19 protein-coding genes, 6 pseudogenes and 1 riboswitch are annotated in these 23,929 nt (G+C 59.9%); of the genes and pseudogenes, 10 read left to right on the top strand and 15 right to left on the bottom strand.

Annotated features, from left to right (window positions below; translation table 11 throughout):
• Positions 1-256 precede the first annotated feature (256 nt).
• The 3 genes and pseudogenes from panB to pmtA all read left to right on the top strand — a co-directional run bounded on the left by panB (position 257) and on the right by pmtA (position 2,661).
• Positions 257-1,101, top strand: a pseudogene (gene panB / locus EJ071_RS34775) (3-methyl-2-oxobutanoate hydroxymethyltransferase).
• The gene (gene panC / locus EJ071_RS34770; protein ID WP_126101884.1) at positions 1,098-1,988 is read left to right on the top strand and encodes a pantoate--beta-alanine ligase; all 891 of its coding nucleotides are present in this window, start codon (positions 1,098-1,100) and stop codon (positions 1,986-1,988) included. The pseudogene panB and the gene panC overlap by 4 nt, the downstream one beginning before the upstream one ends.
• 76 nt (positions 1,989-2,064) lie before the next feature.
• A complete protein-coding gene (gene pmtA, locus EJ071_RS34765) occupies positions 2,065-2,661 on the top strand; it encodes a phospholipid N-methyltransferase PmtA (protein ID WP_126102846.1) in 597 nt (198 codons plus the stop codon).
• Positions 2,662-3,337: 676 nt separating this feature from the next.
• On the opposite strand, the gene EJ071_RS34760 is transcribed toward pmtA, so the two are convergent.
• The 10 genes and pseudogenes from EJ071_RS34760 to EJ071_RS34715 all read right to left on the bottom strand — a co-directional run.
• Entirely contained in the window at positions 3,338-4,099 is a 762-nt protein-coding gene (locus tag EJ071_RS34760; protein ID WP_126101883.1) for a hydroxymethylpyrimidine/phosphomethylpyrimidine kinase, read from the bottom strand.
• A complete protein-coding gene (locus EJ071_RS34755; RefSeq protein ID WP_126101882.1) occupies positions 4,090-4,695 on the bottom strand; it encodes a thiamine phosphate synthase in 606 nt (201 codons plus the stop codon). The genes EJ071_RS34760 and EJ071_RS34755 overlap by 10 nt, the downstream gene beginning before the upstream one ends.
• Complete coding sequence (locus tag EJ071_RS34750) at positions 4,692-5,465, bottom strand: thiazole synthase (RefSeq protein WP_126101881.1); 774 nt, start codon at positions 5,463-5,465, stop codon at positions 4,692-4,694. Before EJ071_RS34750 ends, EJ071_RS34755 begins: the two co-directional genes overlap by 4 nt.
• Before the next feature lies 1 nt (position 5,466).
• Positions 5,467-5,664: a sulfur carrier protein ThiS gene (gene thiS, locus EJ071_RS34745; RefSeq protein WP_024504260.1), complete on the bottom strand. Its 198-nt coding sequence runs from the start codon at positions 5,662-5,664 to the stop codon at positions 5,467-5,469.
• Positions 5,633-6,634: a glycine oxidase ThiO gene (thiO, locus tag EJ071_RS34740; RefSeq protein ID WP_063169415.1), complete on the bottom strand. Its 1,002-nt coding sequence runs from the start codon at positions 6,632-6,634 to the stop codon at positions 5,633-5,635. The genes thiS and thiO overlap by 32 nt, the downstream gene beginning before the upstream one ends.
• Entirely contained in the window at positions 6,631-8,466 is a 1,836-nt protein-coding gene (gene thiC, locus EJ071_RS34735; RefSeq protein WP_126101880.1) for a phosphomethylpyrimidine synthase ThiC, read from the bottom strand. Before thiC ends, thiO begins: the two co-directional genes overlap by 4 nt.
• A 104-nt stretch (positions 8,467-8,570) precedes the next feature.
• Positions 8,571-8,687, bottom strand: a riboswitch (TPP riboswitch).
• A 277-nt stretch (positions 8,688-8,964) separates the two neighbouring features.
• Positions 8,965-9,703, bottom strand: a pseudogene (gene queE, locus EJ071_RS34730) (7-carboxy-7-deazaguanine synthase QueE).
• Entirely contained in the window at positions 9,700-10,056 is a 357-nt protein-coding gene (gene queD / locus EJ071_RS34725) for a 6-carboxytetrahydropterin synthase QueD (RefSeq protein WP_126101879.1), read from the bottom strand. The pseudogene queE and the gene queD overlap by 4 nt, the downstream one beginning before the upstream one ends.
• Positions 10,056-10,754: a 7-cyano-7-deazaguanine synthase QueC gene (queC, locus tag EJ071_RS34720; protein ID WP_126101878.1), complete on the bottom strand. Its 699-nt coding sequence runs from the start codon at positions 10,752-10,754 to the stop codon at positions 10,056-10,058. Before queC ends, queD begins: the two co-directional genes overlap by 1 nt.
• 507 nt (positions 10,755-11,261) lie before the next feature.
• Positions 11,262-11,541: pseudogene (locus EJ071_RS34715) on the bottom strand (phasin family protein); the annotation flags it as partial.
• Positions 11,542-11,617: 76 nt separating this feature from the next.
• On the opposite strand from EJ071_RS34715, the pseudogene EJ071_RS39840 reads away from it, so the two are divergent.
• Positions 11,618-11,734 (top strand): annotated as a pseudogene (locus EJ071_RS39840) (IS5/IS1182 family transposase); the annotation flags it as partial.
• A 195-nt stretch (positions 11,735-11,929) separates the two neighbouring features.
• Here EJ071_RS39840 and EJ071_RS34705 read toward each other — a convergent pair.
• The gene (locus tag EJ071_RS34705; protein ID WP_126101876.1) at positions 11,930-12,178 is read right to left on the bottom strand and encodes a DUF982 domain-containing protein; all 249 of its coding nucleotides are present in this window, start codon (positions 12,176-12,178) and stop codon (positions 11,930-11,932) included.
• Positions 12,179-12,219: 41 nt separating this feature from the next.
• A pseudogene (locus EJ071_RS34700) lies at positions 12,220-13,870 on the bottom strand (MFS transporter).
• Between the two features lie 62 nt (positions 13,871-13,932).
• Between EJ071_RS34700 and EJ071_RS34695 the strand changes: the two are divergent.
• Positions 13,933-14,607 carry a DUF309 domain-containing protein gene (locus tag EJ071_RS34695; protein ID WP_245460088.1) on the top strand — a complete coding sequence of 225 codons (675 nt, stop codon included), beginning with the start codon at positions 13,933-13,935 and terminating at the stop codon, positions 14,605-14,607.
• A 93-nt stretch (positions 14,608-14,700) separates the two neighbouring features.
• Here the strand turns inward: EJ071_RS34695 and EJ071_RS34690 are convergent, their stop codons facing one another.
• Positions 14,701-15,129: a hypothetical protein gene (locus EJ071_RS34690; RefSeq protein WP_126101875.1), complete on the bottom strand. Its 429-nt coding sequence runs from the start codon at positions 15,127-15,129 to the stop codon at positions 14,701-14,703.
• A gap of 1,480 nt (positions 15,130-16,609) precedes the next feature.
• Between EJ071_RS34690 and EJ071_RS34685 the strand changes: the two genes are divergently transcribed.
• The 3 genes from EJ071_RS34685 to EJ071_RS34675 all read left to right on the top strand — a co-directional run bounded on the left by EJ071_RS34685 (position 16,610) and on the right by EJ071_RS34675 (position 19,478).
• On the top strand, positions 16,610-18,238 hold the full coding sequence (locus EJ071_RS34685) for an EAL domain-containing protein (protein ID WP_245460087.1): 1,629 nt from the start codon (positions 16,610-16,612) through the stop codon (positions 18,236-18,238).
• 453 nt (positions 18,239-18,691) lie between these two features.
• On the top strand, positions 18,692-18,994 hold the full coding sequence (locus EJ071_RS34680; RefSeq protein WP_126101874.1) for a DUF982 domain-containing protein: 303 nt from the start codon (positions 18,692-18,694) through the stop codon (positions 18,992-18,994).
• A gap of 235 nt (positions 18,995-19,229) precedes the next feature.
• A complete protein-coding gene (locus EJ071_RS34675; protein ID WP_126101873.1) occupies positions 19,230-19,478 on the top strand; it encodes a DUF982 domain-containing protein in 249 nt (82 codons plus the stop codon).
• Positions 19,479-19,624: 146 nt separating this feature from the next.
• Here the strand turns inward: EJ071_RS34675 and EJ071_RS34670 are convergent.
• A pseudogene (locus EJ071_RS34670) lies at positions 19,625-21,055 on the bottom strand (NAD-dependent succinate-semialdehyde dehydrogenase).
• A 509-nt stretch (positions 21,056-21,564) separates the two neighbouring features.
• Between EJ071_RS34670 and EJ071_RS34665 the strand changes: the two are divergent.
• Positions 21,565-21,777 (top strand): cold-shock protein, encoded by a 213-nt coding sequence (locus EJ071_RS34665; protein ID WP_126101872.1) that lies wholly within the window; start codon positions 21,565-21,567, stop codon positions 21,775-21,777.
• A gap of 212 nt (positions 21,778-21,989) precedes the next feature.
• Here the strand turns inward: EJ071_RS34665 and EJ071_RS34660 are convergent, their stop codons facing one another.
• Positions 21,990-22,457 carry a MucR family transcriptional regulator gene (locus EJ071_RS34660; RefSeq protein WP_126101871.1) on the bottom strand — a complete coding sequence of 156 codons (468 nt, stop codon included), beginning with the start codon at positions 22,455-22,457 and terminating at the stop codon, positions 21,990-21,992.
• Between the two features lie 1,146 nt (positions 22,458-23,603).
• Between EJ071_RS34660 and EJ071_RS38875 the strand changes: the two genes are divergently transcribed.
• Positions 23,604-23,774 (top strand): hypothetical protein, encoded by a 171-nt coding sequence (locus EJ071_RS38875; RefSeq protein WP_167498768.1) that lies wholly within the window; start codon positions 23,604-23,606, stop codon positions 23,772-23,774.
• The last annotated feature ends 155 nt before the right edge of the window (positions 23,775-23,929 follow it).

The raw sequence follows: 23,929 nt of genomic DNA, 5'->3' as shown, positions 1-23,929 counted from the left end.
ACTGGTCATTTTCGATTGTGACGGCGTCGTCGCATCGACGCCGAGGAACTGACCCGTATTGGCTCGTTGACCTTGGCTCCCGAACTGCCTGGAGTTGGCAGAGATAGCTGCGGAAACAGCTAAACCGATTTGATTGGTTCTGACGATGAATGTCGGCGCGTCATCTTCTCGCAATCGCGAATTTACTCTTCGCACCTGCACAAAAATGTGCCAAACGCGGCACCCATAGTTGGTAACGTTGGGGAAGGAGCCCTTGTTGAGTGCGGTTGCTAACACCAAGGCGATCACACCGCCGGATATTCGTTCCCGGAAGGGTGGCACTCCGCTCGTCTGCCTGACGGCCTATACCACGCGATCGCAAAGCTCGTTGATCAGCATTGTGACATTGTTCTCGTCGGCGACAGCGTCGGCATGGTGCTGCACGGCTTCCCGTCGACGCTGGGCGTGACGCTTGAGATGATGATCATGCACGGCCAGGCCGTGCGCCGCGGCCTCGAGCAGGCGCTGATGCTCGTCGACATGCCGTTCGGCTCCTACGAGGAAGGCCCCGAGCAAGCCTTCCGCAATGCTGCACGTGTCATGACGGAAACCGGCTGCGCGGCGGTCAAGCTCGAAGGTGGCGAGGCAATGGCCGAGACGATCCGCTTCCTGGCTGCACGCGGCGTGCCAGTCATGGGCCATGTCGGCTTGACGCCTCAGGCGGTCAATACCTTCGGCGGCTACCGCGTGCAGGGCAGAGGCGGTGATGCCGAGCGCGTCGCGGCCGACGCGCTTGCCGTGAGCGAAGCGGGGGCATTCGCGCTGGTGCTGGAGAAGGTCCCGGAGGTGCTCGCCGGCCGGATCACCGCAGAGGTAGCGATCCCGACGATCGGTATCGGCGCCTCGGCGGCCTGTGACGGGCAGATTCTCGTCGTCGACGACATGTTGGGCATCTTCGGCGACTTCCGGCCCAAATTCGTCAAGCGCTATGCCGAACTCAGTGAGATCGCCGGGGAGGCGATTGCGGTCTATGCGCAGGAAGTGCGCGACCGCCGCTTTCCAGCCGCCGAGCATCTGTTCGGCGATGCGCCAAGGACGGTCAATGGTGGAGAAGGCGCATGAGCATTCCGATCGCACGAACCGTCGCCGAGTTGCGCATGGCTGTGGCCGCATGGCGGCAGAATGGCCTCAAGGTCGCTGTCGTGCCGACCATGGGTGCCTTGCATGAAGGCCATCTGAGCCTGGTGCGTGCCGCGCTCGCCAAGGCGGACCGGGTTATCGTGACGCTCTTCGTCAACCCGAAACAGTTTAACAGCGCGGCCGATCTCGTGGCCTACCCGCGCACTGAGCATGACGATGCCGCCAAGCTTGCGCCGCTCGGCGCTCATCTGCTCTACGCGCCAAATGCAGCGGACATGTATCCGGAAGATTTCGCCACCACGATCTCAGTCAGTGGGGTGAGCGATGGCCTGTGCGGCGCGTTCCGTCCGGGCCATTTCGACGGCGTGGCAACCGTCGTCGCCAAGCTCTTTCTACAGACGCGTGCTGATCTCGCCTTCTTCGGCGAGAAGGATTTCCAGCAACTGCACGTCGTTCGCCGGCTCGTCCGCGATCTCGACATTCCAATCGAGATTGTAGCATGTCCAACGGTCCGTGAAGCCGACGGCCTGGCAATGTCGTCGCGCAATGTCAGGCTTTCGGCCGAACAGCGCTTAGCAGCGCCAAGGCTCGCCGAAGTCCTGTCGGCTTCGGCCGGGCGATTGTCGGCAGGATTGCCAGCCGAGCTTGTGCTTGCCGAGGCCAGGCAAGCGATCCTCGCTGCCGGTTACGACGAGGTCGAGTATCTCGAGCTACGGGCAGACCATGACCTGTCACCGCTTTCCGCCGCGGATCGACCGGCCCACCTAATCGTCGCCGCCTGGCTTGGCGGGACGCGGCTTATCGATAACGTTGGAGTTCTGCCCGGGCAGCGCCAAGGCGAGCTGCTCGCGGCAGCCAATGCCGCATGATTGAGAATGCCGCAAGGCTTGTACAAAGGTGCGTCGTCAAAATGACCCAGACAAATGGCCGGAGCAGGGAGTGGATATGGTGTTTCGATTGAAGGAGCGCCTCGGCAGGAAGTTCGAAGAAGAAGTGCAATTCTTCAAGGGCTGGCAGAAGGACAAGAAACGAGTGGGCGCGCTGATGCCAACGTCCGTTCATGCCGCGCGTCGTATGGCAAGCGTCATCGATCCGGCATCCGGATTGCCGGTTCTTGAACTTGGCGCCGGAACCGGCGTCATTACCAAGGCAATCCTGGAAAGAGGCATCAAGCCGCAACAACTGGTTTCGGTCGAGTATTCCAAGGATTTCTATGAGCGCCTGACGCGAGCCTTTCCGGGCGTGGATTTTCGATTGGGCGATGCGTTCGCGTTGGAGGAAGTGCTTGCCGAGCGGCGCGGGGAGCAATTCGACTGTGTGATAAGTGCGGTGCCGCTGTTGAGCTTTCCAATGGAACAGCGTGTCGGCCTGCTTGAGGATTTGCTGGCCCGCATTCCTGCTGGAAGACCTGTGATTCAGATCACTTACGGACCGTTGTCGCCGGTGATCAAAATGCCCGACCGCTATGTCGTGTCCCACTATGATTTCGTCGTCCGCAACATCCCGCCCGCACAGCTGTGGACTTACCGACGAGCAGTCTGACGGAGCGGGACGCGCGAGGACGGCGGGCCGTTCGCAAAATCGTCAGGACAGGCGGTGGTCGTGACGAAATTCGCATCGAGTGCGCTTTTTATAGCCGCCGCCGTTTTGCGGAGGCCGCTATGCCCTTTCGCTGGCAGGCGCACACTCATCTGCTACACCCATCGCCCTGCGGTCGACAGACGGCGAAGCCACCACGGCCGCGAAAATCTCGAGACGGCGTCTCGGTACCGGGACCGGCCTGCCATTTTTGGGAGGCGATCCGTGCAGGTGCCTGGCCCGGATCGTGCCATCTATCTCCTGAGCGAGTCATAGCCGTCGTCCATTCACCCGGCCGAACCTCCCGATTGCCGGACCCCTGATGAAGATTCCCCTGGAAAGTGACGTCTTCTTTAGAGCGTGACGGTCTGCGCCGTCTTGTGGTGCCTCAGCTTGTACGATGGCCGGCTGCCCTTCCCGTGCCACGAATGCGATGAAGTCCAGTCACTCTACCGTGCAATGGCATTCAGAAATACGACAGGAAGACCATAATAGTCGGGTTTGGCTGAAAGACTTTTCCGCAGATGCCGAAAAAAGGGGACAGCTCTTCCGGTCCTTGCAAAGCTCCTGAACTCGTTTTCGTTGGACAAGCGTGGTCGCCAGTCCAGCTCTTGCGAGTGATCGGCGCAAAAGCGATCACTCACATGGCTGCATTCTTCTGCAGTTTCCCGAAAACAAACAGCTTGCCTTCGCGCACGCCGTCTTCGAGTGGGCTCGCATTCGCCATATGCGCCGCAATCGCACTGGCCAGCATGCATCCCGTCCCGCGCATCGACGTAGCCAGACGCGGTGTGTCGAAGCGGATTGGTTCTTGATCGTGGCGCAACAGAATATCGGTTGATCGAGGTCCCGATGCATGGCCGCCCTTGATCAGCAGGGCCTGCGCTCCGGCCGCCAGCAATTCGTGGCCTTGCAACAGTGCGCCGTCGTCATCCACTGCCAGTTCCGAGCCAACCAGGAGCGCCAGCTCGATGAGGTTGGGTGTGACCAGGCGGCAAAGCGGCATCAGATTCCGCTTCATGACGGCGGTGGCGCCGGCTTCCAGAAGCGTCCGGCCTGATGTCGAGGCCAGCACCGGGTCCAGTATCGCCGGCACCTGCGGATTCTCGCGCAGCACTGCGGCAACGGCAACGATGATCTCGGCCGTCGCCAGCATGCCGATCTTGACGGCAGCCACCTCGTTGGCTTGCAGCGCGGCGCGCATCTGATCGGCCACCAGGCGGGGTTGCGAAGGATGGATTTCCATGACGGCTTCGTGCGTCTGCACCGTCAGCGCGGTGACCGCAAGGCATGTCCGCACGCCAATCGAAGAGATCGTTTCGATGTCGCGCGCAATTCCGGCTCCGCCGCTGGAGTCGGATCCGCCGACGACAAGCACATGCGGTTCTCGCCTCAGCGCCATCGATCTGTCTTTTCGATCCATTCTCGCGTGCGCGCTTGGGGATCGGCATTCAATGTGATGTCGGTGACCACCGCCGCGCTGTCCGCACCGGCCGCAAAGACACCGTCGAGTCGGTCAGGGTTGAGGCCACCAATGGCGACCAAAGGAACCGGTGCGACCCGGCGCTTCCATCCGCTGATCCGTTCGACCCCTTGCGGCGCCCATTTCATCTTCTTCAGAATGGTTGGATAGATGGGGCCGAGCGCGATATAGTCGGGCCTGGCGGCCATAGCCGTTTCCAGTTCGATATCATCATGGGTGCTCAGTCCGAGCCTTACACCGGCCGCCCTTATCCGCGAGAGGTCGGCGGTCTGCAAATCCTCTTGGCCGAGATGAACGAAGTCGCAGCCTTCCTCGATCGCCAGCCGCCAATGATCATTGATGATGAGCTGGCTTTTGTGTTGGACACACAAGGCCTTCGACCTGCGGATCTCCGCGCGCAGCCCGGTTTCATCCATCGTTTTGATGCGAAGCTGAACCAGCTTGACGCCGAGCGGCGCCAACCTTTCGATCCAGGTGGCGCTGTCGACGATTAGGTAGAAGGGATCGAGATTCATGAAAGAACGGCCCTGCCGATCGTCGGCGTCGATGGCACGGCGACGTCGCGCGGCTCGAGAAGACCCGATGCGTGGGCTTCACGACCGGCTTCGACCGCCTTACCGAAAGCACGCGCCATGCCGACCGGATATGCCGCCTTGGCGACTGCTGTGTTCAGGAGCACGGCGTCAAAGCCGAGTTCCATGACGGTGGCCGCGTGCGACGGCCGTCCGAGCCCCGCATCCACAATCAGCGGGACGCCAGGGAAATATCCGCGCATCGAGCGCAGCGCCATGATGTTGATCGGCCCGAGGGCGGAACCGATCGGTGCGCACCAGGGCATCAAGACCTTGCAGCCCGCCGCAAGCAGCCGCTCTGCGACAATAAGGTCGTCGGTGGTGTAAGGGAATACCGCAAAACCGTCTTCGCACAGGATGCGGGCGGCTTCAACCAGACCGAACACATCCGGCTGTAGCGTGTCGTGATTGCCAATCACTTCGAGCTTGATCCAGTTGGTGCCGAAGACCTCGCGCGCCATTTTCGCGGTGGTGACGGCTTCCTTGACGGAAAGGCAGCCGGCGGTATTGGGCAGGATTCTGGCGCCCAGCGAGCGGATCAACGACCAGAATTGTTCGCCGGCCCTACCGCCCGCCATCTCACGCCGCAACGAGACGGTCACCACCGACGTGCCCGATGCCTTGACTGCATCGGCAAGGATGGCCGGCGAAGGATACTGAGCCGTGCCGAGAAGCAGGCGCGACGAAAGCTCGGTTCCATAAAGCTCCAACATGCTAGCCGCCCTGCATGGGCGAGAGGATTTCGATCCGGTCGCCGTCGCTCAACTGGAACTCCGCGCGGTTGGCTTTGTGCACGAGGTCGCTGTTGACGGCGGTGGCGAGCCAATCGCCCTCATAGTCGAGCGCGGCAAGCAACTCGGCCAGCGTGGTGGCGGCAATCTCACGCGCCTCGCCGTTGACCATCAGTTTCATGAGCATGCTCCTTGGTTCTGTCTTGACTGAAAACCAGGTCGGCAGCCTGGCGCGCCATGGCGGGGGCGAGGAGAAAACCGTGACGATAAAGACCGTTGATCGCGATGATCTCACCGTCTGTTTCGACGCGTGGCAAATTGTCGGGAAATGCCGGACGGACACCCACACCGGTTTCAACGATCTCGGCCTCACCAAAGGCCGGATGGAGGGCATGGGCGGCGCCCAGCAGCTCCATCATGGAACGCGCCGTCACCGGTCCGGCGCTCTGGCTTTCAATCATCGTCGCTCCGATCATGAAACGGTGATCGGTGCGCGGCACGGCATAAAGCGGAAAGCGTGGATGAAGCAAACGGACCGGCCGCGAAAGCGAGACATCAGGCGTGCGAAGGATCAGCATTTCGCCGCGAACACCGCGCAGCCTGTCATCGGCCGCTGCCATTCCCATGCAGTCTATCTGACGGGCGAAACCCGAAACAGGCCGGGCGTCGCAGCCGAAGTGGAATTTGACACCCATGGTCGCAAGCTTGTCATGAAGTGCCGCCATCGCCGGGCGTGGGTCGAGGTGAGCCTCGTCGGGGAAGAGCAATCCACGCCGGAAGCGGCCGGCGAGGTCGGGTTCCAGGAGCGCAATTTCGTTTTCATCGACGCGCCGATGCCCTGACGTGCGACTGGCGAACCGGTCAAGCTCACCGGCATCACGCGGCGCGGCCACGACCAATGTCCCGGCCCGTGTCACCTGACCCGACAGCACCGCATCCCACCAGTCGGCAGCGTCGCGTCCGAGATCCAGCACCGGCTGCTCCGCGCTTTCGCGCTCGCACCAGGGCGCCAGCATGCCGCCGGCAAACCACGACGCGTTGCCGCCAAGGCCATGCCGCATCTCGGCGACTGTGACCGTCGCGCCGCGGGCGGCGAGTTCGAAAGCGACGGTGAGGCCGGCAACGCCGGCCCCTTTGACGAGCACCCTCATGATGGTTTGGGAGCCTCTGGCACGACCGGTACGCCAGTCTCGTCCGCCGGCATGTAGAGATCGCCGCCCTCCCGGTATTTTGCCGCCATTGCCGCCATGCCTTCCTTCTGGGCCTCGGCACGGATGTCGTGGGAAATGCGCATGGAGCAGAATTTCGGCCCGCACATCGAACAGAAATGTGCCAGCTTGTGCGCCTCCTTGGGCAAGGTCTGGTCGTGGAAGGACCGTGCGGTTTCGGGGTCGAGCGACAGGTTGAACTGGTCCTCCCAGCGGAACTCGAAGCGCGCGCGCGAAAGGGCATCATCCCTGGTTTTCGCTGCCGGATGGCCCTTCGCCAGATCGGCTGCATGGGCGGCTATCTTGTAGGTGATCACCCCAATCTTGACGTCGTTGCGGTCGGGAAGGCCGAGATGCTCTTTCGGCGTGACGTAGCAAAGCATTGCGGTGCCGAACCAGCCTATCATGGCGGCACCTATCCCTGAGGTGATGTGGTCATAGCCCGGCGCGATGTCGGTCGTCAGCGGCCCCAACGTGTAGAACGGCGCCTCACCGCACACTGCGAGCTGCTTGTCCATGTTCTGCTTGATCTTGTGCATGGGGACATGGCCCGGGCCTTCGATCATCACCTGGCAGTCCTTTGCCCAGGCAATCTTGGTGAGTTCTCCAAGTGTTTCCAGTTCGGCGAATTGCGCCGCGTCGTTCGCATCGGCGATTGAACCGGGACGAAGGCCGTCGCCGAGCGAGAAGGAGACGTCATAGGCTCTGGCGATGTCGCAGATCTCCTCGAAATGCTCGTAGAGGAAGCTCTCCCGGTGATGGTGCAGGCACCATTTGGCCATGATCGAGCCGCCGCGCGAGACGATGCCCGTGACCCGGTCGACGGTCAGCGGGATGTAGTGCAGCCGCACGCCGGCGTGGATGGTGAAATAGTCGACGCCTTGCTCGGCCTGCTCGATCAGCGTGTCGCGGTAGACCTCCCAGTTCAGATCCTCGGCGATGCCGTTGACCTTTTCCAGCGCCTGATAGAGCGGCACCGTACCGATCGGCACCGGCGCATTGCGCACGATCCAGTCGCGGATGTTGTGGATGTTGCGGCCGGTCGACAGGTCCATCACCGTGTCCGCGCCCCAGCGGATCGCCCAGACCATTTTTTCGACCTCTTCGGCCATCGATGATGTGACAGCCGAGTTACCGATGTTGGCGTTGATCTTCACCAGGAAATTTCGCCCGATGATCATCGGTTCGCTCTCTGGATGGTTGATGTTGGCGGGAATGATTGCGCGTCCGCGCGCCACTTCGTCGCGCACGAATTCGGGTGTGACGAAATCTGGGATCGCCGCGCCGAAGGCTTCGCCGTCGCGTTGCAGCTTGCCGCGCATCACCTCGCGGCCGAGATTCTCGCGGATGGCTACGAACTCCATTTCTGGCGTGATGATGCCGGCGCGCGCATAGGCAAGCTGGGTCACCGCCTTGCCGGCCTTGGCCCTGAGCGGCCGGTTGCGAACGGGAAATTCCGGTGTCAGGCGCTCGCCCGCCGCGAATCCGTTGTCTTCCGGCCGGACATGACGGCCGTCATAGGCTTCGACATCGCCGCGTGCCGTAATCCATTCATGGCGAAGCCGGGCAAGGCCTTTTTCGATGCTGGTTTCGACAGTCGGGTCCGTATAGGGGCCGGACGGATCATAGACGGTGACGGGCGGTTCACCCGCCGTCGGATGGACGGAGATTTCTCGCATCGGCACTTTGATGTGCGGATAAAGGACGCCGGACTTGTGGATTTTCCGTGAGGCGGGCAGCGGTCCCGTCGATACGGCGGGGGTGAGGGCATTCATCGTGAGGCTCCTTTGCTCATGCATTGGAGACCCAGTTCTGTGCCGGAAGGATGAAAAGACGCTTCTGTCGACCTGCCGAAACAGGATATCGGGCGTAAACTCCCGCAAAAGCGCTTGCACCGTCCCTACGCCAGTATGAACTGGATCAGGTTCAACGGGTCACTGCGCCGCGAAAGCCAGCAGTATCTCAGCCCCTTGCCGGGACTCCCCTGGTGAATGCGCCGAATTGAACGGGCCGGCGCTATTTTGTCAAGCGCATTTGGCCCGCGGCGCTGATCGGCGGCCAATCAGACCGGGCAGAAAAGCTCGCGCATGCGTCGGGGACAAGTCACCCCTAGAGGAGCGGCGAAGCGCCCACGATAGGCGAACCATCATGCGGATTCGAAACCTTTTCCAGCACGGCATTTCGGGCTTGCCGAACCGACGTTGCTATCGCCCAATTGGGTGAGATTGCTTTAGATGTCTGTCTTGCTCGTCATCGGCAATCCTTCCGCGTGGCTAGACGCCCCGTTTGTTCCCCCAGAGCAGAACATGAAGCTGCGGCAGTACACGCGCCTCGAACCACCTGTCACGGATCACCTTTTCGACCAGCCATTCCATTCGCTTCATCACGCCGGCCATGTCGATGAACGCGTCTTCGTTACCGGGAAGCGGCGGCGTGTGGTTGCCGGGCTGCAGATAGACGGGTAATTGCGGGTAGCGCGCCGCCGCGTCTTTGGCATAGGCATAGTCATCATCGTCGAAGACGACGAGCTTGAGCGCCATCCGCGGCTTATCCTGCGCAGCCTCGACGCAGGTGTCGAACACGGCCCAATCTGTCGTCATTTCGCTTGAGGGCGGCTTGGGGCTGAGCACCAGCACGTCGAGATCCGCGAACCATTGCTTAGGCACCGAGCCTTGGGTTTCCAACGCAAAGCGGTAGCCCTCACCATGCCCGCGCTCGATCAACCGGCCAAGCGGCTGGATGGCCGGATTGCCGCCCGACAGCGACACCATCACGGGCTGACCGCCGGAAAACGAAATGACCTTTTGCCAGACCATCATCGGTTGACATCATCTCCCAATCATAGCGGAAGCGACTGTCCACCGCATGCAGGCTGTCGCACCAGGAACAGCGATAATCGCACCCGCCCGTTCTTACGAACACCGTCGGCAGGCCGATCAGCATTCCTTCGCCCTGAATGGTCGGCCCAAAAATCTCGCTCACGCGGATTCCGGGCTGCAACGCGCAGGTCATGGCCGGTATTCCGCCCAGGTTTTCGGCGTCTCGCTCACCCGCACGGCGGAGGTTTGTGGTAACCGCACCTTGCACCAGTCGTAGAAGTGCCTGGCCAGACATTCCGCTGTGACACGGTCATGCCCCAGGACGTCGTTAAGATGCCGATGGTCGAACGTCCCATCGATGTAGTGCTTGAGCGCCGCCAGGTCTTGGTAGTCGCGCACAAAGCCATGTTCGTCCAGTTCTCCACCTGAAAGTTCCACTACGACGATGTAGTTGTGGCCGTGTAGACGCGCGCACTGATGATCGGATGGCAAGGAGGTGAGCTGATGCGAGGCCGAGAAGTGGAACTCTTTGGTAATGCGAAACATCACGCGCTCCTTGTCTGGACAGCGTGGAGCCAGAAGTCCGCGTCCTCATAGTCTGTCGGATCGGCAATGCCGGCTAGATCGAATGCTTCGCGCCGTTCGATGCATGTCCCGCAGCGACCGCAATGACGTGCGCCGCCCTTGTAGCAGGACCACGTCGCCTCGAACGGTGTGGCGTACTTTGCCCCCTCGCTAACGATGTCGGCCTTCGACATATTCACATAGGGGGCGTAAAGGCGGATATCGGCGTAACCTGCGAGCGCGTGGTTCTGCATCGTCTGAAAGGCGTCGATAAAAGCGGGCCGGCAATCGAGATAGATGAAATGATCTCCGCCGTGCACGGCAGTGGCCACCGCATCGGCTTGCTGCGCGGCGGCAACCCCGAAGGCGATAGCCAGCATGATGGCGTTCCTGTTCGGCACCACCGTGATCCTCATAGGGTCTTCGGCATAGTGCCCGTCGGGCACATCCACACTATCAGTCAGCGCCGAGCCGCTCAGGTTCCGGCCGACATCGCGGATATCGACGATTTGGTGCGGAACACCCAGCCGTTTGGCGCAGATAGAGGCAAAGCCGAGTTCCTTTTTGTGCCTCTGGCCGTAATCGAACGAAAGCAGGCCAATGAGTTTCTGCTCGGTCGCCACCTTGTGAGCGAGCGAAACGGAATCCAATCCGCCGGAGCAGATGACGAGGGCATTCATGGTTTGAGTCCTTGTTTTGACCGGGTAAGGCTGCGACCGGAGATTTCTCTGCGTTCCCCGTACTCCACGGAGCCGGTTTTGTGAATGGGTGGACGCGATTGAGGCGCACGTACCTTGGTGTCAGCGTCCCCAACACGACTTGCACGCGACTTGTCGCGCATCGTCGACCGCCAAGCGGCTGGGGTCGCCGCGACCTTCGTGCATTGGTAGGAGCCCCCCAAACCGGTGCGCAGCGCGATTGTCGAGACGGCGACAAGCGGTGCATTCCCCGACTGGTCGCGCACCATCTCATTGCATGAACAAATCGCGCGGCTTGTCCGCTACAGCGAGGAGAACCGCGACTAATGCCCACCGGAACTAGAGGCCAAGAGGCGCCGAAAATCGTGAGGACGACGTCACTGCGATGCGGTCGGGCAGACAAAGCCGTCCGACCAGATGGAAGAAGACCGGCGCGAGGTGTCTCAGTGGACGAGGTACTGACTTTCGGTCTCGGGTTGCCTTAAAGAATCAGGCGGCCTTGCGTTCCTTCAAAGCCTTCTCAAAGGCATCCTTGATCGGCTTGGATACGTTCCTCGCTAGCTCTCAACATCAATGCCTGGATGGCCTTGGCCTGCTCAGCGGACTTCTCGATCTGTTTGCGCAGGAATGCGCTTTGCAGTTCGAAGAACTCGGACGGCGACTTCACGGCAACCAAAGCTTCGAGGTGCGTGAAGCCGGCTTCGGCATTGGCTTGCAGAGCCGCAATCGTCTTCAGGAGCATCTCGTTGCTGGTGGTCTTGGCCATTTCACGAAATCGCAGCAACGGATTTATGAAGCTGACATGAATTTGCGCGAGTGGGCTGCACCTCGTGCTGCACGAATACCTCAAGAACTTTCTCGAACGCGGGCCGTGGCTGCGACACGTCTTCGCCGACCGCGGCTGTGTCGGACCGAAGCTTAAGGGCGCGATTCAAAAGATCGGCGCGTTCACCCAGGAGATCGGACTGATTTCGGGCGAAGACTTTCCGCTACTTGCGGGCGTTGCCGAAGACGCAGACCGGTGCATTCTTGACTGCCAAAGCGGCTCTTTACATATTTTCACGCCGCTTCGGTCAGCGTCGGACGACGCGGGCGCGACGTCTTAAACGCTCGTTCAGCTGATAGAGGAACTCATGAACGATATGATTTTTGACCCGTCAATCGCCGCGTAGGATATTTGCTTCGCGCGCGGCCGTGACGAAGGCCCTGCGGGCGGTGGGTGGATAGGCCTCACCTCGTAGTACCTTCAGACAGGCATCCATAGCTGTCCTGCGCTTCTCCGTCTGGAGACCAAAATCCCGCAGGAGGATGGTGGCCGCATCATTGACATCGAACACGAAACGTTCTTTGCGATGGCGACCAATCTGAATCACGACTGGCCTCTCAAATTTTGTTAAGCCGGTCATTTCGCCTCGCCCTCCAAGCCGTACCAACCCAGAGCCTGCGATCACAGCCGGAAGAAAAATCGCGTCGATTGATCCCGCTTGCGGGTTGCCCCGGTCGGTCGCTCAATTGAAAGCTTGGTACGAGGCGCAATTCCCATGTTCAATTCGAACAGATGTTGATCCAACTCCTTGTCCGCGGTCGTCAGGCGATGGTTCAGGCGCAGATAGTCCATCCAGGTCGGCGCGCGAAAGGTTTCTGTCCAAAGCGAAGGATCCTGAAGATCGCGCTGGAGATTCCAGTGCCGCGCACCGACGCGGCTTTGCACGCGCCGTCGTTCCTGCATCCGGTCCAGGAAAGCTTCGACGTTTGCCTCCGGTATTGAGTACTCGATCTTAACGACGATCGGCCCGCTTCTCGGCTTCAGGTCGAGAGCGAGCTGCGGCGTTTCGAAGCCAAAAGGATCCTGATCAGAGTCCTGCCATTGACGGATAGGCATCAGCAACCCGGTGGCCGCGACCATTACGAGCGCGACAGCGGAAACCTCGAGGGCTAAGGTAAGCGAATAGTTCTCGGCCACCGTGCCCCACAGCCAACTGCCGGCCGCGATACCGCCAGACGAAAGGGCATAGTGGATCGAGAGCGTGCGACCGACGACCCACCTTGGGCTTGCCAATTGGACACTCACGTCGAGCCCCGTCCAGGTGACGACCCAGCCCGCGCCGCCGAGCGCCAGCGCAATAGCCGCCACCACCACTGAGGAAGTGAGAGCAAGAGACAGACAACACGCCGCACAGGCAATGCATGCCAGTGTTGTCAGCCGCTCCTGGGACAGAGACCGCCTCAAGACATTGTTGCAAATGCCGACGCACAAGGCGCCTGTTCCGAAGCCGGCCATCAGGACACCATAAACGATTGGTCCTCCCCCTAGTTGATTGCGGGCAACGAGAGGCAGGAGCGCGAGTATGGAGATGCTGGTCAGGCCAAAAAGCGCACCACGCGCGATTGCCGCCTTGATCTCCGCCGACAGGGCCGTGAAGCGCGCTCCGTCATGAATAGCAGTGGTCAATGGCTCGCGCGGGAGAGGTGAGGCGCGAACATCCCATTTGCGGCGCCCTATGGTCCACAGCAGCGCTACATAGGTCAGCGTCGCCACAGCGAAAGCTGTCAGAGGTCCAAAGGAGGCAACGACGATGCCACCGAGCGCCGGGCCGACGCTTCGAACGGCGTTGTATCCAACCGAGATCAGCGTGACCGCGGCTGGGACTTCGCGTTTTCGCAAGATATCGCCCACCGACGCGTGCCAGGCAGGATCGGTGAACGCGGCTCCCGCTCCGGCCAAACAGCTGAATGCGAGAACCATCCATGGATTGAAAATCCCCACGGCCGCAAGAACAGTCAGCATCGCCGAGGACAATGCTATCGCGCAACCAGCCGGCGAACATGAGATTGCGGCGGCTGTAGTTGTCAGCCAGGACCCCGGCGATAATCGACAGGACGAATACGGGCAGTGTGGTCGAAGCCTGCACCAAGGCGACCATGACGTCCGACGTCGAAATGGTCGCCATCAGCCAACTGATGGCGACGGTTTGAATGAGCCAGCCAAGGCTGGCGACCTGTGTGGCAAGCCAGATCGAACGAAAGGTCGCATTCTCGAGCGGCGCAAATGTCGCCGACGAAGCCGGACTCGCATCTTCGCGCGCCACCCTGCTCATTGGGTTGAGCCCTCCCTTGGTCTATCGGTCGTGTTAGAGGTGCCCTCCCGGCCCACGTGCCCATGGAGGAATGGCACCATGAGCGCATTTTGTCGGGGCAGCGCAAGATATTTCTTTACCGCTGGCACTCTGGCGCAAGCGATTGCTTTATCTGGAATTGCCACCAACGCGCTTTCATGATTGCTGGGTCCATGTCACGTCCTCGCCTGCTGCCTGAAAAGAATTTTCCGGGCTACGCATACCTGCCTGGCAAACATCCACATCCGGTTCGCGACCCGTTGGGTCACAGTTATCAAAGCGACCCGGTCACCCTTGTTACAGTCGAGGAATCACTCAGTTCAAACGTGTTCCGATGGGGAATCGACCTTTTCAACCACGGGTATTACTGGGAAGCTCATGAGGCTTGGGAGCCTCTTTGGCATGCTGCGAAACAAAGCGCCCAGCATCGCCTGTTCTTCAAGGCATTGATCCTGTTGGCGGCGGCCGGGGTGAAGATCCGCGAGGGAAAGCGGGCCGCTGCCTTGCGGCATGCGGCAAGAGCTGCAGGGCTTTTTCGTCGGGTGGCGCTTCTGCCGAGCCGGCCCTTTGAGGCCGCACTCGGAATCACACCTGCCGCGCTCGCGGCAGAGGCCGAAGCGGCCACAACGTTCCCGACTGCTTTGCGAGAGCCGATGCCTGGCCAGCTGCCTGAGCCCGTTTTCGATTTCATTCTCGCACCGAACTCCGAGAGGAGCTGATGGATGGCCAGTACGGACGTCTTCGTTACTTGGACGCACTGCTGCGTCTGTCGTGAACAGTTTGACAAGGGCTTCAATCCTGGCGCAGTCGACCTACCGCTGAGCCCGGCTCTGGCGGAGGACCCATGGCAGGCGCCGCTTCCATCGTTGACCTCGCGGCAAAGAAACATCTTTCTGCCACCGCTTTAACTTGCGGGTTCGTCTGCGCCCAGTCTGTTCGTGCGATGCTTCCGCCATCGGCGCTTCCTCAACCGTCGGCGGCTTGGGAAGCGATCCGTCGGGTACGATCTCGTCCTTGGCATCGGATGCAGCTTCGCCGGTGGTAGGCATGGGCTGTGGACGACCATCCTCGGCAAAAATCGGCTGCGGCGTCGCTTCAGCGATCGCACCTTCCTTCTTCGCTTCGGAGAGTTCGTTCGCGATGGCAGCCAGGTCGATGCCGCCCCAGATCGACTGTGGCCGCTTCACGAGCTCACGCTTCTGTTTGATCTCGACGACAAAGGGGCGCTGCGGCTGCCTCATGGTGATCTCGTGGATTTAGGGGAGTTGCGAGTGTCCTCTAGGCGGAGCGCACGCCTTCGTCCACCCGCAGCCACGCATTCTCCAAAGGTTTTCGGAGACGTTGCCGCCGTCCAAGCCATGACGAGAGCTGCTCACCTCCGACGCCTGGGCCTACGCTCCCGATCTCTTGTCCTGTCAGCATGATCGTCATGACGATCATATCGCCCACGCAGTCGCCTTTGCTGGGCCCATCGCGAAGCCGCAAAAGATTCAGAATGCAATGAAGATGGTGGCCGCTCCTATCCATACCTCCATGTTCCCGAGTGCATCAGACGCGTCCAACGCATTTTCGGAATCGATCACGAGCGATCGATTCATGCTGTTGATGGAAGCATGCCGGGTGGCACGAGTGGCCGGGCACAGATTGCCGCTCGACAACCGCTCGGCAATCCCAAAGCCGCACTTGGGGCACATCGCCTCGGCTTCCCTTCACCGGGTTGAGAAGTCGCAAGAGGTGGCGCTGACCAGGCTTGTTCCACAGCCCTCATTGTCGTTGATCCAGACGCGCGGGGTGGTGCGTGGGCACCCTGCTCGATTGCCTGGATCACCGGTCGTCAGTGTAGAGCGGCAGCGTAGCCCCTGCGCTGGACCTCGAGCTCCGCCGGCGACATCGTCGACCGCAAGCGTAGCTCGACATAGACGGCCTCCGCTGGGTCCGCCTCACGCCCGTAGCCTGAGGCAAACATACTGCAAAGCCTACAATCAGGCGTTCCCATTTACGGCGCGCCCGGCGCGCCCATTCTGCATCGAGACGTACGCGGTCGGGATAGCGGTTTTCTCCCGATCGACGAACTCGAAGACGGCGAGATCGAAACCATCGACGAATTTCGATCCCTTCGAGTATAAGCCGGCTCATTGAGCCAGCTTAGCCTGGCATGCGTCGAAACAGAAAGCCCGATTCGCCAACCGCCACAATTACGAAAACATGGATCAGGTTAGGTCGGCTATGTCCTAAGGGAGCATCGCGATTTTCGCTATCTTTGAATTTTGGGAGCTCTTGGCTTCGCAACTTGGGTATCCAAATTTCGCGGTTGAAATTTACTTTTTCCGAATTGCTCTGTGCTAGGGACCCACACGAAGCACCTACTCTAGCGCGGGGGAGTGAAAGAGTGATGCAGCGTCGGTCTGCCGCAAGGTTCGGTGACCTTCTGGCGGGAGATTTGCGGGCTTTTGGCGGGCCCTCGACGATCGAACCACTTGCCGGCCGAATCAGGGCGGAGCAGGTCAGTATCGTGCTTCGCAACACGCCTCTTGGCATGGTTGCGAACATACTCAATGCGGCCACTCTTGTTATGGCGCTTTGGGGCTCGCCCGACCAAACGAAAGCCATCCTCTGGGCGAGTGTCATCATCGCCGCCGCTGGGTTCGTAGGCCTAAGAGCGAGATCATCGTTTCAGTCAGTCAAACCCGGTCGGTGTCTCGCCGAGCAACACAAAACCTGGTGCGGAACGCCTTCCTGTTCGGCACTTGGTGGGGAGCACTTCCCGTTCTGTTCTTCAGCGGGGCAACAAGTGCCGCCCAGGTTGTCATTACCTGCCTGAGCGCCGGGATGATCGCGGGCGGTGCCGCTTCTTTTTACACGATTCCCATTGCGGCCGTCGCGTATACGCTGCCGATCTTCGTCGGTTCGATGCTTGCGATTGCGTGGGTGGAAGGCGCCATCAATCTGCTCGTCGCAATCCTGATAGTGAGCTACGCCATCACGCTGTTTCGCGCAGTGCTCGCTCACGCGGTCGAATTTACCCGACGCTTCATTCTGCAAGCGGAAAGCGAAAATGCCATTCGCAGGGATGTTCTAACGAGTTTGCCAAACCGGTTCAGCTTCAACGAGCGGCTGGAGAACGCGTTGGTGGACGCAAAGCAGTTTGACCAGCACTTTGCGTTGCTTTTGTTCGATCTTAACAATTTTGCCGAGGTGAATGATCGCTTTGGCCGAGCCATGGCGGATGCCCTTTTGGTTGAAGTGGCTGCGAGACTTCGGAGATCGACGCGGGAGAGCGATGGCATTGCGAGATTGGAGGGCGGCGAATTTGCAATAATCGCTACGCGCGATATCAGGCCAGATCAAATCAGGTCCTTGGCCAAACAGATCATAGAGGCCATGCGCGCCCCGTTCTTGATCGAAGGGCGCGAAATATATTGCAGGGCCTCTATAGGTATCGCTTTGGCGCCCACTGACGGTTTGGATGCCAACCAACTCCTGCGGTGCGTCGATACCGCGCTACACAGGGCTAAGACGCTGGGGGCGGGGTCCATCCAGTTTTTCAGCCCAAGCGACGATGAAGCTGCTGCCAGGCGCCATGCCCTTGAACGCGATCTGGCATCTGCGCTTGCCAACGACCAGCTTTGGCTCGCATTTCAACCCTTTCTCGACCTCGGGAGCGATCGCATCCGAGGTTTTGAAGCGCTTCTGCGATGGCAGCATCCGACCCTTGGCCAGATCCCTCCGACAGAGTTCATACCCATCGCTGAAGAAACGGATTTGATTCACTCCATCGGACACTGGGTCGTCAAAACGGCTTGTTTGGCAGCGGCGCGCTGGCCGCGCGACTTGCGGGTCTCCGTCAACTTGTCGGTAGTGCAGCTTAGGAATAAAGCCTTGCTGGATGGAATTGTAGTGGCCTTGGCTGAAGCCGGTTTGGACCCCCGAAGACTCGAGGTCGAGATCACAGAAACTGTGCTGATTTCGAATTTTGAAGAAACGATTTCATTATTACAATCGTTAATTTCCCTATCCGTCACAGTTGCTCTTGACGATTTTGGCACCGGCTATTCATCACTGACCTATCTTCGTAAATTGCCGCTTTCGCGGCTCAAGATCGACCGATCTTTTGTCCAGGATATGCTCACCGATGCGGACTGTGCCGCGATTGTAAGATCATTGGTTGAGTTGGCACATGAGCTTCGAATTGAGGTAACAGCCGAAGGCGTAGAAACTCCCGAACAGCTCGACTATCTGCGATGCGTCAGATGTGATGAAGCTCAAGGCTATTTAATCGGGAAACCTGTCCGGATAAGCGAAATTCCTGGCATTGCCGCGGAGCCGGTTGGTCAGGAGCTAGATACTTAAATAGCAGGACCGACACTTTGGCGGCGATGGTCTGGTTGTCTCGTATCTCGACGGTGACGACCGCCTTGCTCAGGTAGGCTGAAGGCCGCAAGTCCATGCGAGCACTGGAAGTAGCCCTGTGACGAAGCATCAGATCGAGGTGATCACGTCGGTCGAGCGGCGCCGGCGCTGGTTTCGGGAGGAGAAGGAGCGGCTGGTCGCAGCGACGTTTGAGGCTGAGGCCAGTTTTGGAGATCGCGCGATCTCTCGGCATTCATATGAGCCACCTTTTCCCGAGAGGCGGTGCCGGATCCTGGTGGCGGGTCAACGCCGGAGGATGTATCAAGCGTTTCGTACGCCGCTGCTTTCCTCTTAAACCGTCATTGCTCTGACAACACATTCTGCAATGGTCGGCGAGTTGTCGATGAGGCACCTGTTCACGCAAACCAGCTGACAGCAGGTCGGGAGGAACGAATGAACCCAGAGGCTTTCAGCAGCCCAGTTTTTGTGAAGCGTGCAACCTACATCGTGCAGGAGATTGCCAGCCTTGCGGACGCCGTCGACTTCCTCAATGAATGGCCAGAAGATCGCAGAGACCTGATCCACGAAGCCGCCCTCAGGACCTGCTATGACGCATACGATGGGCGAAAACCTGTAAGCGCAGCGCGCAATGCCTTTTTCGGCTTTGCGAAACGGGCCGCCATATTGGAAGATGCAATTTCCGCCATGCAATGGCTCTCTGCCTGCAAGTCCGGCCGTGGAAAAGTGCAGGTATAGGAGTCTGGCACGGGGCACGCTGAGGGGGGCATTGTGTCGGGATTTCAGGGATAGCCGAAAGCAGGAACAGGTCTCGACATTAACGGCAAAACGGCAGTCTCACGCAATCTCGCCGTGAATCAGACAACCGCACATCGGTCGCGAGTGGCTAAGTTCAGCGACGAAGATGCAGCGAGCCGATTCGGCTCGGCAAAGAAGTGCGACCGAGGCCTATTCGCCTCACAGGAGCGGAGAAATGACCGGCTTGAGCAGATTTGAGAGGCCAGTCGTTGTTCAGGTTAGCCACCACAGCTCAGAGCGGATCGTGTTCGAGGTCAATGACGCGGCCGCTATCTTGCTACGGGATCTTCAACGTCAGACCGTGAAACGGAAGGCCGCGATGGACGCCTGTCTGCAGGTGTTGCGTGGGGAGACTTATCCAGCAGCGGCTCGAAGAGCTTTCGTGGCAGCCGCGCTTGAAGCAAAGATACTTCGCGGCGATTAGAAAGCCGGGATGCTCAGGAACTGCTGACTGACCATCAGGGACAGCTGTTTGGGTTGCAACCATGATGGCTCTTCAGTTCGAATTCGGTTCTCGGGTGGCGAGCGGAAGCTTGAGAGCAAAGATCTGACGGCTGACATGCGGATGCTTCAGATGCCGCCCATGCAGAGGTATTTCATTTCGAGGTAATCCTCGAGCCCGTGGCGCGAACCCTCCCGTCCGATGGCGGACTGCTTCATCCCGCCGAAGGGTGCGGCTTCCGATGACATGCGTCCCGTGTTGATGCCCACCATGCCATACTCCAATGCCTCGGCCACACGCCAGACACGCAGCAGGTTCGAGGCATAGAAGTAAGCGGCGAGGCCGTAGATCGTGTCATTGGCCTCGTGCACAACCTGATCCGCATCGTCGAAGCGAATGGTTGGGGCCAGCGGCCCGAATGTCTCCTCTTGCGCAATGGTCATCTCGCTGGAGACTTCAGTGAGGACCGTCGGTTGGAAAAACGTGCCATCCTTGCCAATGCGTTCGCCCCCGCGGCGAATTGTACCGCCTTTTGCGACGGCATCGGCGATGTGCGATTCGATCTTGGTGAGCGCATGCCTGTCGATCAGCGGGCCAATGGCGACACCTGGATCGAAACCGTCACCAACCTGGAGCTGGCGAACCCGCTCCACGAATTTGTCGACAAATTCATCGTGAACGCCCGATTGGACGTAAAGGCGGTTTGCGGAAACGCAGGTTTGACCCGCGTTGCGGAACTTGGCCTGGATAGCACCGTCGACTGCCGCATCGACGACTGCATCGTCAAAGACGATGAAAGGCGCATTGCCGCCGAGCTCGAGACTGACCTTCTTGATCTGGTCCGAGCATTGGCGCATGAGCAGTCGGCCGACCTCGGTCGAGCCGGTGAAGCTGATCTTGCGGACCTTGGGGTTTGTGCAGAGTTCACGGCCGACGGCATCGCCTTCAGACGCATAGATCAGGTTGACCACGCCTTCGGGAAAGCCAGCCTCATGCGCAAGGGCAAACATTGCACCCGCCACGAGCGGCGTCTGTTCAGCGGGTTTCAGCACGATCGTGCAGCCCGCGGCCAAGGCCGGCGAGATCTTGCGCGCCACCATGGAGGCCGGGAAATTCCACGGCGTAATCGTGCCGACGACGCCGATCGGCTGCTTGATCACCAGCAGGCGACGGTCCGTCGATGGCGCGGAGATCGTCTCGCCATAGATGCGGTTGGCCTCTTCGGCGTACCATTGCAGGTACGCCGCCGCATGCGACACTTCCGAGTTAGCCTCGGCAAGGGGCTTGCCCATTTCCGCGGTCAATACTCGCGGCAAGGTCATCGGCGTGGTCGATAATCAGCTGATGCCAGCGCCACAGAACGTCGCTGCGTTCACGGGCCGTCAATGCCGCCCATCCAGGCTGCGCTCTATATGCTCTATCGATCGCAGTGCGTGTCTCCTCGACGCCCATGTCGGGAAGCTCTGCCAGCACTTCGCCTGTCGATGGGTGAGGACCACAAATGTGCGCTCACTGACTGGTTTGCCAAGCGCCGGCAGGCGGTCAAGGCTGCCAAACAGGTCAGGAGATTTGAGGTGGCGGATCAAAGGCGGGAGCAGCGGCAATGTCGATTCCTTAAAGCTCTTGGCCTGTCCGGCCGGGGGACATCTACTGCCCACGTGTGGCTTTTGCATAGGACCACCTCTCACGAAAATCGTGCATCCTTGGGCCGGGTGGACCTGCCGCGGGAAAGGCCGACGGCCCGCTTCCGTCTGAACCGGCGAGGCCGAACCGTTCTATACCGGCTTCGTCCTGGGCCCCCATTTGCCCCAAGCGATCAACTTCTCGTCGCCCCGGCTCGTAGCGCTTGCAGCGCCGTCCCTCTCAGGTATCGCATCGGGGCCGCAAGGCGTGTCGTGACGTGAGCCCCAACGGGGGTGCTGGACGATACATGAGAGGTTGCAGCCGCCGGTCAAAACCGGCCTTGCAACTTTCTCGTTTTTACTGCCCTGACGCAGAAGTTTCGGTTATGAATCGGGACTGGCCTGACGGCCTGCCGACGTTGCATTTGTTACAAAGGAAAACGCATATGGCGACTGGAACGGTGAAGTGGTTAAACAGCACAAAGGGATTTGGGTTTATCCAGCCCGACAATGGCGGTCAGGATGTTTTTGTCCACATTTCCGCCGTTGAACGAGCAGGCCTCTCGACCCTCGCTGATGGCCAGAAGATCAACTATGAAATCGAACAGGACCGCCGCACCGGAAAGTCCTCAGCTGGCAGCCTCAGCAAAGCTGGCTGAAATTTTTTCCCCTGGCTCCTGTCAACAGCGGATGGACGCGGTCCGCCCGGATGTACTGACGGTCGCGCGAAATGCAGGCTGCTGCAAGGCTGCGCGGAGTCCCGGGGAAGCCAAGCGGCTTGAAAGGGAAGGCGGGATAGACCCCGCCTTTTCATATTCCGGACAGAGCCAATGGCAACTGCGTACCCCAGAACAAAGCTCGATTGCTGAAATCAAGCTGCGACCTTCTTGCGGGTCCGCTTCGCCGGTGCCGGCTGTTCCGGCTCTACTGGTTTGCGTCCGAGACCCATCGTCTTGGCCAATGCCGAGCGCGTGGCGGCGTAATTCGGCGCGACCATGGGATAATCAGCCGGCAGACCCCATTTGGCGCGATATGCGTCCGGCGTCAGCCCATAATGGGTCGACAGATGGCGCTTGAGCGATTTGAACTTCTTGCCGTCCTCAAGGCAGATGATGTGGTCCGGCGTCACCGACTTCCTGATCGATATGGCAGGCTTGAGAACCTCCGGTTCTTCTGCGGAAATACTGGCGCCGGCCGTGCCTTTGAGTGCCGCGTGCACCTGGCCGATCAGGGCAGGGAGTTCACCCACCGGGACCGGATTGCTGGAGACATAGGCTGAGACGACATCGGCGGTGAGCTCGATGAGGACGGCGACGGTGTTGTCGGCTTCTTCTGTCATGAAACTCTCCGGGTGGCTTGAAAGACAGTCGGCGAAGTGTCGCTACATAGTGGCGGTTACCGCTGAAAGCAATAAAGCCCCGTCAAGACTATTGCGATGCTCGTCCTGCACTGTGGTCAATAGGGACTCATCCCGTCTTGCGCGTTCTGATCCGACCGCAGTTGGGCACATCCATGCTCGATGTAGCATGAGCGAGCGATCCTGACCTGAAACGCAGCCAAGCCTGTCCTTGATCTCTTCTATCCCGAAGATTGGAATCGATCATTCGGAGAAGTCCGGTCCGGCACGCTCACCGATGGCTGCGAACAGACTAGCCGCATGTAAAGCAGCAGAATCGAACTGGCAGGTGGGGCAGGCGTTCTCCTGTTCTTCTGCAACGATCTCGTCGAGACCGAAACGATTGCCCGAGCACCCCCGCGGCGCCAAAGCGCGTGCTTAGGGGGACGGCCCGGTGCCCAGCATCAGAGAGCCGGGGACTTCGGTTGGCGCGTTCAGCTTCCTCCTCGACCAGCGCTTCGCCGCGAAAAGTAGCATCGTGACATTGGTGGAAAGGGGGAGGGAAGAAAGACGCCCACGGCGCTTGTGCTGAGGCAGCATCCGCACCGACCGCACCAGTGTTCCCAACCGAAAAACCCGCCACTCTTGCGGGCGAGAGCGGCGGGCTTTTTTGCAGAGTTACTCGAACTGAATACGCGTTCCCACTCACATTAGATGCGGATAATTAAGGCTGTATTAAAATGCAAAATTTGGGCATCTAAATCGATCCGAGCGCAAGATACCGCGCGCCCGGACGTTCGGGGCCTAAATTGTCGCCGTGGTCAAATCGACAAACCATCAGCCATCAGAAAATCTCTGCTTGACGTAACGTAAGGTCCCGTGTTTTTCGCCGTGCATGGAGCGACTTCCAGTCTCGGTCCAGGGCGACGAAAATGAGGGGCAGCGATGGTGGCTGGCGAACCAAACGACGTGCGCGTCAAGCGTTGCGGTGGGGATGGGTCGTTCATATTGTGGAGGACGGCAAACTGACAGTTCATCGGTTCAAGATACAGTGTCCCGCCGAGAATTTCGCCGATGGCTAACGCGCCAGGCTCGGCCTTGCTAGCAGGCCACCAATTGACGAACACTGATGTCTGGGGGAGACGTTGGATGGCTGGCGCGCCTTTTGCGCTGGCGGAAAAACACATCGGCGAAAGGCCACTTACAATGCTGCTTGCGGCTAATGACACGGCGGCCAAGATCACGAAAACCCAGGTCGTCAAGGACCTGGCCGCGGCGCTCGAAAAACAGCATGAATTTGCAAGCCGCCACCGCAAGTGACTTCAGACAGGGAGTCGAGCCGCGTGGCTGTTGGCTCAACCGTGGAGATGCCGACATTGCGTGCGATCTCACGAAAGCCCGCTGTGGCTAAAGACGCGGCGGGCCTCTCCTCGAAGCTTCATTGATCCTGAAGCTTAGGTCCACTCTTCAGCGCT

Source organism: Mesorhizobium sp. M1B.F.Ca.ET.045.04.1.1, from assembly GCF_003952465.1.
In the GTDB taxonomy this organism is placed as follows: Bacteria; Pseudomonadota; Alphaproteobacteria; order Rhizobiales; family Rhizobiaceae; genus Mesorhizobium; species Mesorhizobium shonense.
This window is presented reverse-complemented; position numbering and strand designations above follow the sequence as displayed.

Coding starts and splice junctions, on each gene's coding strand:
- EJ071_RS34695 (WP_245460088.1), top strand. CDS start 13,933: ATGGAGGAATGGCACCATGAGCGCATTTTGTCGGGGCAGCGCAAGATA.
- queD (WP_126101879.1), bottom strand. CDS start 10,056: ATGTTTCGCATTACCAAAGAGTTCCACTTCTCGGCCTCGCATCAGCTC.
- EJ071_RS34690 (WP_126101875.1), bottom strand. CDS start 15,129: ATGAGGCAGCCGCAGCGCCCCTTTGTCGTCGAGATCAAACAGAAGCGT.
- pmtA (WP_126102846.1), top strand. CDS start 2,065: ATGGTGTTTCGATTGAAGGAGCGCCTCGGCAGGAAGTTCGAAGAAGAA.
- EJ071_RS34660 (WP_126101871.1), bottom strand. CDS start 22,457: ATGACAGAAGAAGCCGACAACACCGTCGCCGTCCTCATCGAGCTCACC.
- EJ071_RS34760 (WP_126101883.1), bottom strand. CDS start 4,099: ATGGCGCTGAGGCGAGAACCGCATGTGCTTGTCGTCGGCGGATCCGAC.
- EJ071_RS34680 (WP_126101874.1), top strand. CDS start 18,692: ATGAACCCAGAGGCTTTCAGCAGCCCAGTTTTTGTGAAGCGTGCAACC.
- EJ071_RS34675 (WP_126101873.1), top strand. CDS start 19,230: ATGACCGGCTTGAGCAGATTTGAGAGGCCAGTCGTTGTTCAGGTTAGC.
- EJ071_RS34750 (WP_126101881.1), bottom strand. CDS start 5,465: ATGTTGGAGCTTTATGGAACCGAGCTTTCGTCGCGCCTGCTTCTCGGC.
- EJ071_RS34665 (WP_126101872.1), top strand. CDS start 21,565: ATGGCGACTGGAACGGTGAAGTGGTTAAACAGCACAAAGGGATTTGGG.
- queC (WP_126101878.1), bottom strand. CDS start 10,754: ATGAATGCCCTCGTCATCTGCTCCGGCGGATTGGATTCCGTTTCGCTC.
- thiO (WP_063169415.1), bottom strand. CDS start 6,634: ATGAGGGTGCTCGTCAAAGGGGCCGGCGTTGCCGGCCTCACCGTCGCT.
- thiC (WP_126101880.1), bottom strand. CDS start 8,466: ATGAATGCCCTCACCCCCGCCGTATCGACGGGACCGCTGCCCGCCTCA.
- EJ071_RS38875 (WP_167498768.1), top strand. CDS start 23,604: ATGGCTGGCGCGCCTTTTGCGCTGGCGGAAAAACACATCGGCGAAAGG.
- EJ071_RS34705 (WP_126101876.1), bottom strand. CDS start 12,178: ATGACCGGCTTAACAAAATTTGAGAGGCCAGTCGTGATTCAGATTGGT.
- panC (WP_126101884.1), top strand. CDS start 1,098: ATGAGCATTCCGATCGCACGAACCGTCGCCGAGTTGCGCATGGCTGTG.
- EJ071_RS34755 (WP_126101882.1), bottom strand. CDS start 4,695: ATGAATCTCGATCCCTTCTACCTAATCGTCGACAGCGCCACCTGGATC.
- thiS (WP_024504260.1), bottom strand. CDS start 5,664: ATGAAACTGATGGTCAACGGCGAGGCGCGTGAGATTGCCGCCACCACG.